This is a genomic window from Pedobacter lusitanus (assembly GCF_040026395.1).
In the GTDB taxonomy this organism is placed as follows: domain Bacteria; phylum Bacteroidota; class Bacteroidia; order Sphingobacteriales; family Sphingobacteriaceae; genus Pedobacter; species Pedobacter lusitanus.
Map to the genome: position 1 here is coordinate 2,967,903 of NZ_CP157278.1, position 14,731 is coordinate 2,982,633.

Genomic DNA, 14,731 nt, shown 5'->3' on the forward strand with positions numbered 1-14,731 from the left:
ATATCTTTCTGCTATTTAAATTACGCTGTTAACTCTCCGCGCAAAGATTGCTCCATTAGCACTGCTATTTCTGTATTTGTAAGATTTTGACCCATCAAATACATTAGCTTGGTTACTGTAGCCTCAAATGTCATGTCAAAACCACTGATAATACCCATTTGCTGCAATTTCTTACTTGTCTCGTATTTACCCAGTTCAACTGACCCACCCTGACACTGTGAGATATCAACAATCAGTTTACCCTGATCTATAGCTGCCTGCAAACTGTCTATGAACCATTGTGCCGTGCTTGTATTACCAGATCCGAAAGTTTCCAGTACAATAGCATCTACAGAAGACTGCGTAATTGCCTGTACTGCCTGCGCCGTAATACCCGGGTACAATTTCAGTACACCAATATTTGCGTTGAAACCGGATTGTACCTGCATAGGTTCTTTCGGAAGCTCACTGATATAATTATTATAGAATGACAGATTTACACCTGCCTCTGCCAGAATATGGTAATTAGGGGACTGAAAGGCTTCAAATTTCTCTGAATTATATTTAATGGAGCGGTTACCACGAAACAACTGGTAGTCGAAATAAATACATACTTCGGGTACCATGGCAACCCCGTTATTCTTCGTTGCTACAATTTCCAGTGCGGTAATTAAGTTCTCCTTTGCATCTGTCCTGATTTCTCCTATCGGTAACTGTGAACCGGTAAGTACAACGGGCTTGGCCAGATTCTTCAGCATAAAACTCAGTGCCGATGCAGTATAGGCCATTGTATCTGAGCCATGCAGGACAACAAATCCATCATAATCATCATATGTTCTCTCAATAATTCCTGCCAGTTCTGCCCATATTACCGGGTCCATATTCGAGGAGTCCAGAATAGGGTCGAAAGAATGTACAGCAAGCTGGTAATTCAACCGCGCAAGTTCCGGTACATTTTGCTGAATCTGCTCGAAATCAAAAGGAATTAATGAACCCGTCAGCGGGTTATTGACCATACCGATAGTTCCACCCGTATAGATAATGAGAATTTTTGTCATGTAATACTAGACGTTAAATATTTTTATAGAATTGGCTGTAGTTACTTCCGCAACTTTTTCAACCGGAATATGGTAAATATCAGCAACTTTCTGTGCAATGTGAATCAGATAACTACTTTCGTTGGGTTTACCTCTGTAAGGTACAGGAGCCAGGTAAGGCGAATCTGTTTCCAGCACAAGGCTCTCTAATGAGAGATGTGAAAGGACTTCATCCAGTCCGGCCTTTTTATAGGTAACCACACCACCTATTCCCAAATAGAATCCCAGATCAATTGTTCTTTCTGCCTGTTCCAGATTACCGGTAAAACAATGGAGTATTCCTCTTAAGTCATCTCCCTTTTCTGATTCCAGGACTTCGAAAACCTCATCAAAAGCTTCTCTGCAATGGATCACAATAGGAAGTTTCAATTCTTTAGCCCAGCGGATCTGCTCAGCAAAGGCATCCTGTTGTATACCCAGCGTAGTTTTATCCCAGTAAAGATCTATACCGATCTCACCAATAGCATAGATTCTGCGTCCTTCAATGCTCTTATGGATTTCTGCCAGTACCTCAGCATACCCTTCTTTTACCTCGCAGGGGTGTAGTCCTGCCATTGCAAAACAATTATCCGGATATTTTCTGACCAGATCATCAATCTTCGCGATCGAAGAGATATCAACATTGGGAAGGAATAAACGGTCTATCTTATTTTCGAAACAACGCTGAAAAAGTAATGCCTGTTTTTCCTCGTCCGTTTCGTAATACAAATGCGTATGCGTATCGGTTAAAAACATAGAACAAAGTTAATAAAAAAACCCTGTCCGGTAATCCGGACAGGGTCTATAGTAATGATTAATATCAAAATTATTTTTTAGCTGCAGGAGCCGCAACCGGCGCTGCTGCTACAGGTGCTCCTGTAGGTTTTTTGATGTCAGTAATTTCAACATCAAAAGCCAGTGGAGAGAATGGAGTAATACCACCCTGTGGCATTCCACCTTCACCGTAAGCTAATCTTGAAGGAATGATCAAAGTGATTTTTCCACCTTTTCCGATTAATTTAAGACCTTCGTCAAATCCTGGAATTGCTCTTCCTAAAGTAAATGGACGGGGACCGTATTGTGCCATCTGGTTGAATTTACCAGATTCCTTAGCTATCTTCTCGATACTTGTATCAAAAATGCTTTCTTTACCATTTGATTTTTTAGTTAATAGTTTACCAGTATAGTTCACCATTAAAGTATCAGTAGGTGTAGCTCTTTGTGCATCACCAGGAGCTGTAATCACATACTGTAAACCAGATGCTGTAGTTTGTACTTTTAATTTATTGTCTTCAATGAAGTTTTTGATTTTACCTGCTTCAGCAGCTTTGTGTTTAGCAACTGTAGCCTGGAAATCTTTCTGGAAAAACTCAGTAGCTTTTTTCTGGAAAGTTGAATCAGCTTCACCTTTAGCTTTGTGCATTACTTTTTCGATTTTCACAGTAAAAACCATGTACTTGTCTTTCTGAGTAGCTGGTTTTGGCTGGTTCGAATATTTAGCCATTGAATCCAGGTCAATTTTAAAAGTAGCACTATCACCTTCTGCCAATAACATTAAAGCATCAGAGATATCTCCTGCCCATTGTTTTTTAGAAACAGGGAATACAGCTGGTTGCTGAATATCATAAGTACTGCTGGTTACTGAATCTTTTTCAGTTTTCTGGATAGCATTGATTTTAATGATATCGCCTTCAACGATCTTATCTTTTCCTTCAGTCTTGTGTATAGTATACATCAGGCCTCCCGGACCTTTTTTGAAGTTGTTACAAGCCGCTAAACCAAGTGTAGCTGCAAAAAGAATTACTAATGTTTTTTTCATTTCAGATTTATTGTTTTTTATTTTAGTTTCATGAAGCACGATGCAGCTTTCCTGCAATTTATACAATATCAGCTATTCGTTTCAATATTTTTTGATTGTTTTTCTTTTACCAAACGCAAGTTTAAGCAAAGTTTAAATTATTTACTGCAATAATAGTGTTTTATACTCTGGCAGAATTGATTTAAAGTGTGCTATAGTATCCTCAAGATTCTGATCAGAGTATCCTCCGGCAGCATTTCTGTGTCCGCCCCCGTTAAAATATCTCTTACAAATTTCATTTGCAGGGAAATCACCGGTTGAGCGTAAAGATAGTTTTACTTTATCTGTCCTTTCTATAATGAAGGCAGCCAGTTTGATCCCGTTAATAGAGAGTGCATAGTTTACAATACCTTCTGTATCACCGGTAACAATACTGAAACGCTTAAGTTCTTCGGCAGTAACCGATATGATAGCTGTATTGTATTCTCTGATAATTTCCAGCTTGTTGGTCAGACAATTTCCCAGGAACCGTAAACGGTTTTCTGTGGCATTATCATAGACCAGCTGATGGATACGCCAGTGTTCTGCACCTGCGTCAATCAGATCAGCACCTATACGATAAACAGTAGATGTGGCTGAAGGGAATCTGAAAGATCCTGAATCAGTCATAATTCCTGTATATAAGCAGGTGGCAATATCCTTGTTCATCATTTCTGCGTCGTCCAGTTCATTGACAATAAAATCGTAAACCAGCTGAGCCGCTGCACAGGCATTGATACTCCAGTGTCTGTAATCATCAAAATCCTCAGGATCCAGATGGTGATCAATCATGATCTTATACGCAGAGCAACCACGGATAACTTCACCGAGCTCATTGATACGGCTTAAGGTGTTAAAATCCAGACAGAATACAAGAGCTGCATCAGCAACCAGCTGTTCTGCCTGTTCCTTAGCTTCAGTATAAATCAGTACATCAGCATTATTAGGCAGCCAATGCAGAAAGTATGGATAATCAGTTGGGGTAATTACTTTGACATGATGCCCCTTCTGGATCAGATAAGCATATAAGCCCAGAGAAGAGCCCATAGCATCGCCATCAGGTTTATGGTGTGTAGTGATTACAATTTTCTGCGGCGTTGCCAGCAATGTTTTAAGTTCGGAAAGGGATAGCATAATTTTCGCTGCAAATCTAATAATTTAATGAATAAGAAGCGGCTTAAATTTAGCTAGAAAATATTAGCTGAATGCTTGTTTGATTTTGATGTTTAATATTAACAGCAGAAAATGTAATTTTGCAAAATAAATAACACAACGATGACTACAAACAGAACATTTACAATGATTAAGCCAGATGCAGTTGCAAATGGACATATCGGAGCAATTATCAATGACATTACTGCTGCTGGTTTTAAAATCATTGCTTTAAAATACACTAAACTGACAGAAGAAACTGCTGGTAAGTTTTATGAGGTTCACAAAGATCGTCCATTCTATGGCGAACTGGTTAACTTCATGTCTTCAGGACCAATCGTAGCTGCAATTCTTGAAAAAGATAACGCTATCGAAGATTTCAGAAAACTGATCGGTGCTACAAACCCTGCTGATGCAGCTGAAGGCACTATCCGTCAGAAATATGCGAAGTCAATTGACGCTAATGCAGTTCACGGATCTGATTCTGATGAGAACGCTGCAATCGAAGGAGATTTCTTCTTTACAGCTGCAGAACGTTTCTAATTCTGCTCAACAACCGGATAAGCTAAGCACCTCAAAAGGGTGCTTATTTTCGTTAAGACATCTTTGTTTTCAACTGCATGCTGAAGCCGGCAACCGCTATTGCAAATTACAGAACCTTATAATTACAAATGAAGAAATTAGTCCTTACTCTTTTAATTCCGTTTTGCGGTTATGCTGTGAACGCACAGACTAAACGTAAACCTACAAACAAAAAAGCACCGGTAAAAACAGCGGCTGCTGCTACTGTAAAAATGACCAGCCTGGCAGATTCGGCAAGTTATGCTTTTGGAACTTCCATGGGCTCAGGTCTTAAAACAAACGGTGTAAAAACACTGAATTACGATTTATTGATCAAAGGTTTAAAAGATGCCTTTCAGGGTCAGACTCTTTTATTGACTGAGCAGGCTTCACAACAGGTTATCGGCAACTTTTTCAAAGAGATTACCAGAGAAAAGTATGCGGCCCAAATCGCAAAAGAGCAAAACTTTCTGGAGGGCAATCTGAAGGTCATTGACGTTAAAAGTACATCCAGCGGCTTACAATACCAGGTTATTACTCCGGGAGAAGGGCCTAAACCAAAAGCTACAGACAATGTACTGGTTAATTATAAAGGTACTTTATTAAACGGAAAACAATTTGACAGTTCATATGACAGAAAAGAACCACTATCCATTGCTGTCAACAGAGTAATTCCGGGATGGACAGAGGGTTTACAGTTAATGTCGCCAGGGGCTAAATATAAATTCTTTATTCCTTATAATCTGGCTTACGGTGAGCGGGCTATGGGAAAAGACATCCCTCCTTACAGCATGCTGATCTTTGAAGTTGAATTGCTTAAAATAAACGGCAAATAATTTTTTTCGAAAACCATTACAGAGATGGTTTGTTCTGAGAAGACAATTAATTCTGCTATGAACATAAAAAGATATTTACCATTGGCCTTTGTGGCTTTAATTATGACAACTCTAAGTAGCTGTCAGCTTGTGGAGAGTATATTCAAGGCCGGAGTCTGGTCCGGTATAATTGTAGTTGTTGTGGTACTTGCCCTGATTATCTGGGTGGTCAGCAAGATTTTCGGTGGTGGAAACGGAAACTGACCGATCCTTATAAGAATACAATTTCATTGATAACCTCCGAACCGGCGCGTTCATTCAGTTTCTGGATGATGCCGGTTCTTACCATCAGTAACTCGTTTTTAATTACCGAAGATTCAATACGGACAAACAATTTCTTATGCGCAATATAGATCTGCGTTGTTCTGTTTCCGATTGCGGTTCCCATAATTTCAGGCCACATCGCTACAACGCCTGTTTCATCAAACTTACCTTTTAACCTATATACGGACAACATTTTTGAAATGGCATCCTTAAGGGTCATATCATTAGGTTTACGCATGTTTTATAGCTCCGTTAATTACTTCGAATAAAGTTACGGGAACTTTGATCTTATCAAAGATATTCATGACTCTTTCTTTTCCTGTATCTGTAATAAATATCTGTCCGAAATCATGGTGTGAAACCATCTCCATCAGTTTATGCATCCGGTGTTCATCGAGCTTATCAAAAATATCATCCAGCAGCAGCAAAGGTTTAAAGCCTTTAAACTTCTCTACATAGGCATATTGCGCCAGTTTTAGTGCAATAAGAAAGGATTTCTGCTGTCCCTGTGAACCAAATTTCTTTAGCGGCATGTCACGGATAGTAAAAATCAGATCATCTTTATGTATACCGGTTGTGGTTCTTTCCAGAATTTTATCCTTTTCTACCGACTGCTGCAATAAAGTATCAAAAGCAGTTTCATTAAGCTGAGACTGATAGATCAGATTAACCTGCTCGGCATCCTGTGTCAGATACTGATAATACTTATTAAACAGCTCTATATAATCAAGCATAAACTGCTTGCGCTTCTCAAATATTTTCTCTCCACAGCCAATTAACTGCTCATTAAATATTTCCAGCAAAGCAGGATCATAACGACGGGTGACAGCAATCTGTTTGAGCAAAGCATTTCTGTTTAACAGATGTCTGTTATACAACATCAGTTCATCCAGATACTGAGCATCTGTCTGGGAAATTACATTATCCATAAACTTCCGTCGTTCTTCACTCCCGTCCATAATGATGGTTACGTCATAGGGAGAAATCATGACCAGCGGAAAAAGCCCGATATGACTGGCTAGTTTATCATACTCCTTTTTATTTCTTTTGAATTGCTTTTTCTGATTTTTCTTAACCCCGCAGGTAATCTTCTCATTTTTTTCCTGACGGTCAAAATCCCCCTGGATCATAAAAAGATCTTCGGCAGTTTTGATCTGCTGACTATCAATCGGATTAAAATAGCTTTTACACAGACACAGATAATGAATAGCATCCAGCAAATTGGTCTTCCCGGCACCATTATTCCCAATGAATGCGTTTACAGTTTTCGAAAAGCGTAAATCAGCATCAGAATAATTCTTGAAGTTGAGCAGAGTAATGTTTTTTAACCACATAGTATGAAATGCAAAGTTACCGTTTAGCTTTGTTAAAAGAAGCTGATCTGCAGATTTGTTTCATCAATATCCTATTCACATCTAATTCAGGAGGTTCGAAAAAGCACTGCCTATAAAATTTTTATTTAAATACTGAAAAAGAGGTTGATACTTTAACTGAAAAATGTATTTTTGCAATCCTTAATTTTTTTAAATAAAATGTCCACAACAGAAAAAGAAGTAAATCATAACGTTAAAAAAGGTTCATTCTTAGAGGAAAACTCTAAAAGCCTTTTATTCATTGCCGCAGCGGTAATCGTATTAGTGATCATATACTTTTGGTATCAGAATGTATATTTGAAAGGCAGAGCTGAAGAAGCTTCTGCAAAAATGTACAAAGCAGAACAATATGTTGGGGTAGATTCTCTGGCTAACAAAGCTATTAACGGAGATTCAGGTTATCCTGGATTTGAAAAAATTGCTGAAGAATACAACAATACCAAATCAGCTAACTTAGCTAACCTGTATCTTGGAGGAATCTATTTACGTAAAGGGGAGTACAAAAAAGCAACTGAGGTTTTAGGTAAATATTCAGAAACAGGAAGTCCTGTAGCAGACCCTCTGGCATTAGGAATGTTGGGAGATGCTTACAGTGAATTGAAAGATTACAGCCAGGCGATCACTTATTACAAGAAAGCAGCTGAAAAATCAAGCAACAAATTTACTTCTCCATTGTTCCTGAAAAAACTGGGATTAGTTTACGAATCACAAAAAGACTTCAAAAATGCTGAAGAAGCATATAACAAAATCAAAAATGAGTTCCCTGCAAGTCAGGAAGCTGCGATGATTGATGAGTATATCGCACGCGCTACAGCTGCACAAGGAAAATAAAATTTAAAAATATTTGACAAAGGCCTGCATTTTATGCGGGCCTTTTATTTTTACTGAGAATTTTAAAAAGGTCATTATATTGTTGTCACACAAAATATCCTGACTTTACTGTGAGATCAGATGCAGCTAGTCCAGCCAATCAAATGGCTCCTTTAAGAATGAAATAAACAGAAGGCATTGGCTTTAATCAGGACACATTGGCGCATTTGACTATTTACTACAGACTTAAGAGCAATGCAGAAATACAAGTCCCGGGTTTAAGTTTTACCAGGACAAACAGCTATTCTAAATGCGTATCCGGCTCTAATATATCACACCGGACTTTCTCTTTTTATCTGCATTAAATATGGCTCTATAAAGCGATAATTAGTACATTTTAGTAGGGTAATTAGTATATTTCAGTAGATGAATTTATTTAGAAAGCTTACATCTTTGCCGCCATTATTCATCTTTATAAAAACAATTAAATGAAATTTAAATTATTAGTGATAGCATTAATTGCTATATGTTTTGTTGCTTGTAAAAAAGAAAAGCAATTTAATAAGCCGGTTGGATTAAAAGCAACAACAGAAGCAATAATACCCGGGAAAAAGTATTTATGGCCACAAAAATACAAGATAAAAATTGCATTTTTAAATGGGACTAAAGAACAGCAGGAATTTGTAAAACAATCTTCACAAGCATGGCAAAATCAGATTAATCTAATATTTGATTATGTAAACTCTCCTGTCGGATCAGATATAAGAATAAAATTTACTCCAAAGATATTAAGCGGTAATAGTTTTGTTGGTTTAGATAATAAAGTTATAGACGCAAAAGAACCAACAATGTTTTTATTTGCAACATTAGGTTCAAAAGGAAAAAATGGAGCACCTGCACCAATATTTGACCTTGCAACAGTAAGACATGAATTTGGGCATATGTTAGGATTAACACACGAGCAGGGTCGACCAGACGGTGATGTTAAATGGGATGATCAGTTAGATATTGGCGGAAAAAAAATAGACTCAGCTTCGTTTTCAAAATATTTAAAATCTCCTTACGATAAAAAATCCATTATGCATTATGCTATACAAGCAAAGTATACAAAATCTGGTCTTGGAATACCTGGGTATGTATATGACCTTAAAGGCGAACTATCTCAAATAGACAAGGATTTCATCAGTAGTATTTATCCAAGATAAAAAACATTATAACACACCAGAGAAAAGACCGGTAAATATATTTACTGGTCTTTTCAGTTTACCGGTCATAACATCAGAAAGTAGAACGATATAAAGGTCATTTTTACAATCTCTTATTTATTGCAGGCCTTTTTGTTTTAATACTTATCTTTGCATTATGGCAACACAATTAAAAAACCTGTCCGACTTCTCTCATACTACTGTACCTGATGGCGCAGCTTATAAAATTGCAATAGCGGTAGCAGAATGGAATGCAGATGTAACAGGCAGTCTTTACAAAGGTGCATTGGAAACGCTGTTAAAACATGGCGTAAAAGAAGAGAATATCACCTCTATAGCAGTTCCGGGAAGTTTTGAATTAACCGGTGCAGCAGAGATCTTACTTAAAAAACATGCAGATCTTGATGCTGTTATCTGTCTTGGATGTGTGATACAGGGTGATACCAAACACTTTGATTTTATCTGTGATGCAGTAGCTAACGGCGTAACACAAGTAGGAATTAAATATAGCAAACCAGTTATTTTTGGTGTCCTGACAACCAACGATCTTCAGCAGGCATTAGACAGATCTGGTGGCAAACATGGTAATAAAGGAGATGAAGCAGCTATTACAGCAATAAAAATGGCTCATTTATTGGCAACAGCTTAATATCTGAATTGTTTTATTTTCTGGAATAGTGTAGATTAGCAGAAGAAAATAATATCTACGCTCATGAAAAAGATAGCTATAGTATTGCTTGGAGTATTCTTTGCGATAACAGTTTTAGAGTCTTGCTCTAACCGTATCTGCCCGGCATACAGTTCGTATCCGAAAGGCAGCAGGAGAAAGTAAGCTTGACATAATTTAAAAATACAAATTTGATGGAGTGGAAGAACATTACTGATCTGAATCAGATCAGTGACATAAAAACGCAGGCGGGTTATAGTTTAATTTTCAAACACAGCACCCGTTGTTCAGTGAGTATGATGGCAAAAAAAAGATTTGAACTTGACTGGGAGGTTATCCCGTCAGATACAAATCTGTATTTCCTTGACCTGATCAGCCACCGTGCAATTTCTGCACAGATAGCTGAAACATTTCAGGTTCATCATGAATCCCCTCAGATCTTATTAATCAAGGATGGTGATTGTGTGCTGGATGCCTCTCATAGTGACATCTCAGCAGACGAAGTAGCCGAACTGATTAATAATTAAAAGAAATTGTTTTCTTTAAATCAGGGTGAAGACTGTAAAATACCGGGCAGGTATTTGCAGACCTTTCGATAATCTTTTTCTCTTTTTCAGAATAATTATTTGCAGGAAACTGGAAGACAGCGATAATTTCCGCTACTCTTCTGGGGCCTTCTGCCATAACTTTGGTGATTTCACAGGTTGTTCCATCAATATTAAAGCCATGCTCAGCAGCGGCGATCCCTACAATAGTGACCATACAGTTCCCTAAAGAAGTAGCCAGCAAATCTGTAGGTGAAAATGCTTCTCCCTTGCCTTTATTATCTACTGGTGCATCTGTAATAATTTCATTTCCTGAGCGTAAGTGAACAGAGCTGGTTCTAAGCCCTCCGGTATAAGTTATTTTTGAAGTTGCCATATTGTTGAGGCCGGTTTCTAAGAGCCGGTTTACAAGATTAGCATAAATAATTTACGAAATCAATAATCCCGCCCTCCCGATTCTGCAATGTTTGTCATATTTCAATAGTATTTAAGCATAACATTACACCATACATACATTTCATGTTTATAACAATTCAAACCTATTGCTTAACTTTGCTTCATGATCGAACTTCCGGTTGTTTCAGCAAACACAGTACAACGTAAACCAGACTGGCTTAGAGTTAAGCTTCCTGTAGGTAAAGAGTATGCACAAGTGCGCAGCCTTGTAGATACCCATAAATTACACACCATTTGTGAAAGTGGAAATTGCCCGAATATGGGTGAGTGCTGGGGTGCCGGTACAGCAACATTCATGATCCTGGGTAATATCTGTACCCGCTCCTGCTCATTCTGTGCAGTTGCAACAGGCAGACCAAAAGCTGTGGATACTGATGAGCCAAACCGTGTAGCCAATTCAGTTAAGTTAATGCAGGTAAAACATTGCGTAATTACTTCGGTTGACCGTGATGATTTAAAAGATGGCGGATCTATTATCTGGGCAGAAACATTACAGGCTATCCGCAGAGAAAGTCCTTCAACTACATTAGAAACACTTATTCCGGACTTCAGAGGTATCTGGGATAACCTTTACCGTGTTCTGGAAGAACGCCCTGAAGTGATGTCACATAATATCGAAACAGTACGCCGTTTAACCAAACAAGTACGTGTTCAGGCTAAATATGACAGAAGTCTGGAATGTCTGAAAAGAATATCAGAATTTGGTTTGAGAACCAAAACAGGTATTATGCTTGGACTGGGAGAAACTGAAGACGACGTACTGGAAGCTATGGATGACCTGGTTGCAAATGGCGTTCATATTCTGACTTTAGGCCAGTACTTACAGCCAACACGTAACCATCACCCTGTTGTAGACTGGATTCATCCTGATCAATTTGCTAAATACAAAGAAATTGGAATGGCAAAAGGCCTGAGATATGTAGAAAGCGGCCCGCTGGTACGTTCTTCCTACCATGCTGAAAAACATCTTTTCGATTTCTAACAACAAATAGCAGGTTCAAACAAAAAGATGTTTGAACTTGTTACACATTCTGTATATTAGCAAATATTGGCACCAAATAGAAAAATATCCCTTACAGAAGAAGATCTGGTGCGTGCACTGAAAGATCGCGATAAAATCGCTATTCAGGCATTATACGATATGTATTCAGGGGCACTGTTAGGTGTAATTTCCAGAATTGTACAACATTCAGAAATAGCTGAAGATCTTTTACAGGATACTTTCATTAAGATATGGCATTCGGCCGATAGTTACGACAGCTCTAAAGGCCGTTTATTTACCTGGATGATCAATGTAGCCCGTAACCTGGCTATAGATAAGGTACGCTCCAAAGACTTCCGTAATGCCAATAAAAACCAAGACATAGAAAATAACGTAGATTTCATTGACCAACAAAGAAAGGTGACTTTTAATGCCGATACAATGGGATTAAAAGATATGGTTACTGCACTTAAACCTGAATTCAATAGTGTGTTAGACATGGTTTATTTCAAAGGTTACACCCATGTAGAGGCCGCAGAAGAACTGAATTTACCATTGGGAACGGTTAAAACCCGTATCAGAATGGCTATTATGGAATTAAGAAAGTATTTTAATTAAAGTGGAAGAAGTAAAAGCATATATCGAAACAGGCATACTTGAACTTTACGTTCTGGGGCAGTTAAATGCTCATGAACAACGTGAAGTAGAAGAGATGGCGGCTAAATATCCTGCAATTAAAGAGGAGATCAGCGCTATTGAAATTGCCATGGAGCAATATGCGATTAAACATGCTATTGAACCAACCGGTGGACTCGATAAACAGATATTTGAGAAAATACTTGTTCCTGCCAGTACAGAAGCTGCTCCAAAAAAATCTTTGCCAGCTACAAATCATGAAGCCAGAATTATTCCTTTGCAAAACGACAATGCTGCTTCGACTATCAAAACATTAAGATACGCCCTTGTAGCTTGTATCGGACTCTTAATTGTCAGTGTGGTTGCACTGTATTCTGCGCATGACAAGCTCAATAGTGCCAATCAACAGATTATAGCTTTAAATGTTAATAAAGAAAAGTTTGCCAGTACGGTAAGCTTTATGAAAGAAGAGAATAAAGATCTGCAGCAAATCGCAACAATTGCCGCAGATCCTACATGGACATCTGTTAAACTTGCCGGGACAAAAATTTCTCCGCAAGCTAATATGATGGTTTACTGGCATAAAAAAGGTCAGCATGTAATGGTAGACATTACTAAAATGGCACTTCCGGAAAATGATGCTTCCCATCAGTATCAGCTATGGGCAATCGTCAATGGCAAACCTGTAGATCTTGGTGTATTTGACGCAACTGCTGTACCTAAAAAACTACTCATTTCTATGAAAGAAGTTGGAAATGCTCAGGCATTTGCGGTAACTCTTGAAAAACGCGGAGGCAGCATTAACCCAACTATGGAAAAAATGGTTGTTATGGGCGGTGTCTCTATTTAATCAATTCTTTTAAAACTTCAGGGATATAACCGGCAACTGCAGAAGCAGTGACAGCAATCTTTGATACAGCAAGTTTATCTCCTGACAATCCATGCAGATAACAAGCTGCACTGGCAGCCTGATCAGCTGGATAGCCCTGAGCAGATAATGAGGCAATTATGCCGGTCAGCACATCTCCCATTCCACCCTGCGCCATTGCCGGATTACCAGTAGGATTGATCTTTACCCCACCATACTGATCAATAATAAAAGTATACTGATTCTTAAGAACAATGACACATTTCCGCTGAACAGCCTGTGCTCTTGCAGTTTGCAAACGGTCCCACCAGGAATCATGCACACCAAACAGATGATCAAATTCTTTGATATGAGGTGTTAATACAGAGCCTTCAGGTACCTGCTTAAACAGTTCTTCATATTCACCAAGCAGATTTAAGGCATCAGCGTCAATAATCAGAGGAAGCTTTAGCTTGAGCAGACTGGTTAAGATATCAAGACTTTCTGCTCCTGTACCCAGCCCCGGCCCTACCGCAATTGCGCTAAAGTTTTCAAACCCTCCGCCAGATTGACTTAACGCTGTCCGGTCTTTATACATAACCTCAGGAAGAGTGGCGTTCAGGGCAGTTAATCCGCTTTCAGGAATAGAAAGAGTTGTCAATCCTGCTCCGCTATATAAACAGGCTCTGGCAGCAAGAATTGCAGCGCCCATGGTTTCTCTTTGTCCGGCCACAATCAATGCGTGACCATAAGTACCTTTATGTGTAAATGGCTTTCTCGGTTTGATTAAATCGCTGATATCTCCAGCATCCGAAAGCTTATAGGGAGAATCAAAACGTTCAATAAATTCTTCACTAAGTCCGATTGGCGTTACTATAAACCGGTTTAAAGCAGCTGCCGATTCAGGAAAGAAAAAATTGATCTTTGGCCGCTGAAAACAGATGACCAGTTCAGCTTTAATATAGACATTATCCTTATCCAGTTTACCTTCGGCAGGGAAACCCGTCGGAACATCTACAGCAATCACATGAAGATTTAATCCGTTAACGAATTGCGCAAGCTCCAGATAAAGACCACTTAATTTTTTATTTAATCCTGCTCCTAAAACAGCATCGATAATTACCCCGCTTTTCAGATTTTTAAGGTCTGCAACAGATTTTACAGTTGTTAAAGGAAACCACTGGTCTTTTAAACGGTTCAGGTTAACCTTATACTCTTCAGTTTCCTGAGCGGAGAAATCAATCAGATATACCGAGACCAGGTTATATCCTTTATCATTAAGTATTCTGGCAATCGCTAATCCGTCACCGCCGTTATTTCCTTTACCACATAAAACAGCTATCGGTGTATTCTCGTCAGTAATCTCCCGGACAAACTCTTTTACAAAAGCTGCAGAAGCAGTTTCCATTAACTCTATGGAGGATATCTCTTGCTCTTTAATGGTAAATACGTCTGCTGAACGCATC

The 14,731-nt window shown here is 38.6% G+C and carries 18 protein-coding genes; 10 read left to right on the forward strand and 8 right to left on the reverse strand.

The features are described 5' to 3' along the window. Positions 1-20 precede the first annotated feature (20 nt). The 4 genes from PL_RS12620 to PL_RS12635 form a co-directional block, all read right to left on the reverse strand. The gene (locus PL_RS12620; protein WP_041880736.1) at positions 21-1,037 is read right to left on the reverse strand and encodes an asparaginase; all 1,017 of its coding nucleotides are present in this window, start codon (positions 1,035-1,037) and stop codon (positions 21-23) included. A 6-nt stretch (positions 1,038-1,043) separates the two neighbouring features. Continuing rightward, entirely contained in the window at positions 1,044-1,811 is a 768-nt protein-coding gene (locus PL_RS12625; RefSeq protein WP_041880738.1) for a TatD family hydrolase, read from the reverse strand. 70 nt (positions 1,812-1,881) lie between these two features. Next, positions 1,882-2,874: an FKBP-type peptidyl-prolyl cis-trans isomerase gene (locus tag PL_RS12630; protein WP_348621829.1), complete on the reverse strand. Its 993-nt coding sequence runs from the start codon at positions 2,872-2,874 to the stop codon at positions 1,882-1,884. Positions 2,875-3,015: 141 nt separating this feature from the next. After that, positions 3,016-4,026 carry a DHH family phosphoesterase gene (locus PL_RS12635; RefSeq protein WP_041880740.1) on the reverse strand — a complete coding sequence of 337 codons (1,011 nt, stop codon included), beginning with the start codon at positions 4,024-4,026 and terminating at the stop codon, positions 3,016-3,018. 141 nt (positions 4,027-4,167) lie between these two features. Between PL_RS12635 and PL_RS12640 the strand changes: the two genes are divergently transcribed. The 3 genes from PL_RS12640 to PL_RS12650 all read left to right on the forward strand — a co-directional run bounded on the left by PL_RS12640 (position 4,168) and on the right by PL_RS12650 (position 5,684). After that, positions 4,168-4,587, forward strand: coding sequence for a nucleoside-diphosphate kinase (locus PL_RS12640; RefSeq protein ID WP_041880742.1), 420 nt, complete (start codon positions 4,168-4,170; stop codon positions 4,585-4,587). Positions 4,588-4,715: 128 nt separating this feature from the next. Then, on the forward strand, positions 4,716-5,441 hold the full coding sequence (locus PL_RS12645; RefSeq protein WP_052496196.1) for an FKBP-type peptidyl-prolyl cis-trans isomerase: 726 nt from the start codon (positions 4,716-4,718) through the stop codon (positions 5,439-5,441). 57 nt (positions 5,442-5,498) lie between these two features. Beyond that, on the forward strand, positions 5,499-5,684 hold the full coding sequence (locus PL_RS12650) for a hypothetical protein (RefSeq protein ID WP_041880743.1): 186 nt from the start codon (positions 5,499-5,501) through the stop codon (positions 5,682-5,684). A 7-nt stretch (positions 5,685-5,691) separates the two neighbouring features. Here the strand turns inward: PL_RS12650 and PL_RS12655 are convergent, their stop codons facing one another. Both PL_RS12655 and recF read right to left on the reverse strand, forming a co-directional pair. Further along, complete coding sequence (locus PL_RS12655; RefSeq protein WP_041880746.1) at positions 5,692-5,982, reverse strand: DUF721 domain-containing protein; 291 nt, start codon at positions 5,980-5,982, stop codon at positions 5,692-5,694. Then, entirely contained in the window at positions 5,975-7,078 is a 1,104-nt protein-coding gene (gene recF / locus PL_RS12660; RefSeq protein ID WP_041880748.1) for a DNA replication/repair protein RecF, read from the reverse strand. The genes PL_RS12655 and recF overlap by 8 nt, the downstream gene beginning before the upstream one ends. A 198-nt stretch (positions 7,079-7,276) precedes the next feature. Here recF and PL_RS12665 point away from each other — a divergent pair, with 198 nt between their 5' ends. The 4 genes from PL_RS12665 (at position 7,277) to ytxJ (ending at position 10,326) form a co-directional block, all read left to right on the forward strand. Further along, the gene (locus tag PL_RS12665) at positions 7,277-7,948 is read left to right on the forward strand and encodes a tetratricopeptide repeat protein (RefSeq protein WP_041880751.1); all 672 of its coding nucleotides are present in this window, start codon (positions 7,277-7,279) and stop codon (positions 7,946-7,948) included. Positions 7,949-8,415: 467 nt separating this feature from the next. Next, positions 8,416-9,132, forward strand: coding sequence for a M12 family metallopeptidase (locus tag PL_RS12670; protein ID WP_041880753.1), 717 nt, complete (start codon positions 8,416-8,418; stop codon positions 9,130-9,132). 157 nt (positions 9,133-9,289) lie between these two features. Continuing rightward, positions 9,290-9,781, forward strand: coding sequence for a 6,7-dimethyl-8-ribityllumazine synthase (gene ribH, locus PL_RS12675; RefSeq protein ID WP_041880755.1), 492 nt, complete (start codon positions 9,290-9,292; stop codon positions 9,779-9,781). A 212-nt stretch (positions 9,782-9,993) separates the two neighbouring features. Further along, entirely contained in the window at positions 9,994-10,326 is a 333-nt protein-coding gene (gene ytxJ / locus PL_RS12680; protein ID WP_041880758.1) for a bacillithiol system redox-active protein YtxJ, read from the forward strand. Here ytxJ and PL_RS12685 read toward each other — a convergent pair. Further along, the gene (locus PL_RS12685) at positions 10,316-10,720 is read right to left on the reverse strand and encodes an OsmC family protein (RefSeq protein WP_041880760.1); all 405 of its coding nucleotides are present in this window, start codon (positions 10,718-10,720) and stop codon (positions 10,316-10,318) included. The genes ytxJ and PL_RS12685 overlap by 11 nt on opposite strands. A 183-nt stretch (positions 10,721-10,903) precedes the next feature. Between PL_RS12685 and lipA the strand changes: the two genes are divergently transcribed. From lipA to PL_RS12700, 3 genes are all read left to right on the forward strand, one after another. Next, positions 10,904-11,782, forward strand: a complete 879-nt coding sequence (gene lipA, locus PL_RS12690; RefSeq protein WP_041880761.1) for a lipoyl synthase — start codon at positions 10,904-10,906, stop codon at positions 11,780-11,782. A 66-nt stretch (positions 11,783-11,848) separates the two neighbouring features. After that, on the forward strand, positions 11,849-12,400 hold the full coding sequence (locus PL_RS12695; protein WP_348621835.1) for an RNA polymerase sigma factor: 552 nt from the start codon (positions 11,849-11,851) through the stop codon (positions 12,398-12,400). A gap of 1 nt (position 12,401) precedes the next feature. Beyond that, entirely contained in the window at positions 12,402-13,268 is an 867-nt protein-coding gene (locus PL_RS12700; RefSeq protein WP_041883702.1) for an anti-sigma factor, read from the forward strand. Here PL_RS12700 and PL_RS12705 read toward each other — a convergent pair. Beyond that, positions 13,261-14,730 (reverse strand): NAD(P)H-hydrate dehydratase, encoded by a 1,470-nt coding sequence (locus PL_RS12705; RefSeq protein WP_082035982.1) that lies wholly within the window; start codon positions 14,728-14,730, stop codon positions 13,261-13,263. The genes PL_RS12700 and PL_RS12705 overlap by 8 nt on opposite strands. Between the last annotated feature and the right edge of the window lies 1 nt (position 14,731).

What these genes read in the sequence shown, in the direction of transcription:
- PL_RS12625 (WP_041880738.1), bottom strand. Translation starts at nt 1,811, where the DNA reads ATGTTTTTAACCGATACGCATACGCATTTGTATTACGAAACGGACGAG.
- PL_RS12655 (WP_041880746.1), bottom strand. Translation starts at nt 5,982, where the DNA reads ATGCGTAAACCTAATGATATGACCCTTAAGGATGCCATTTCAAAAATG.
- PL_RS12670 (WP_041880753.1), top strand. Translation starts at nt 8,416, where the DNA reads ATGAAATTTAAATTATTAGTGATAGCATTAATTGCTATATGTTTTGTT.
- PL_RS12620 (WP_041880736.1), bottom strand. Translation starts at nt 1,037, where the DNA reads ATGACAAAAATTCTCATTATCTATACGGGTGGAACTATCGGTATGGTC.
- PL_RS12650 (WP_041880743.1), top strand. Translation starts at nt 5,499, where the DNA reads ATGAACATAAAAAGATATTTACCATTGGCCTTTGTGGCTTTAATTATG.
- PL_RS12685 (WP_041880760.1), bottom strand. Translation starts at nt 10,720, where the DNA reads ATGGCAACTTCAAAAATAACTTATACCGGAGGGCTTAGAACCAGCTCT.
- PL_RS12645 (WP_052496196.1), top strand. Translation starts at nt 4,716, where the DNA reads ATGAAGAAATTAGTCCTTACTCTTTTAATTCCGTTTTGCGGTTATGCT.
- ytxJ (WP_041880758.1), top strand. Translation starts at nt 9,994, where the DNA reads ATGGAGTGGAAGAACATTACTGATCTGAATCAGATCAGTGACATAAAA.
- PL_RS12635 (WP_041880740.1), bottom strand. Translation starts at nt 4,026, where the DNA reads ATGCTATCCCTTTCCGAACTTAAAACATTGCTGGCAACGCCGCAGAAA.
- ribH (WP_041880755.1), top strand. Translation starts at nt 9,290, where the DNA reads ATGGCAACACAATTAAAAAACCTGTCCGACTTCTCTCATACTACTGTA.
- PL_RS12640 (WP_041880742.1), top strand. Translation starts at nt 4,168, where the DNA reads ATGACTACAAACAGAACATTTACAATGATTAAGCCAGATGCAGTTGCA.
- PL_RS12705 (WP_082035982.1), bottom strand. Translation starts at nt 14,730, where the DNA reads ATGCGTTCAGCAGACGTATTTACCATTAAAGAGCAAGAGATATCCTCC.
- lipA (WP_041880761.1), top strand. Translation starts at nt 10,904, where the DNA reads ATGATCGAACTTCCGGTTGTTTCAGCAAACACAGTACAACGTAAACCA.
- PL_RS12630 (WP_348621829.1), bottom strand. Translation starts at nt 2,874, where the DNA reads ATGAAAAAAACATTAGTAATTCTTTTTGCAGCTACACTTGGTTTAGCG.
- PL_RS12665 (WP_041880751.1), top strand. Translation starts at nt 7,277, where the DNA reads ATGTCCACAACAGAAAAAGAAGTAAATCATAACGTTAAAAAAGGTTCA.
- recF (WP_041880748.1), bottom strand. Translation starts at nt 7,078, where the DNA reads ATGTGGTTAAAAAACATTACTCTGCTCAACTTCAAGAATTATTCTGAT.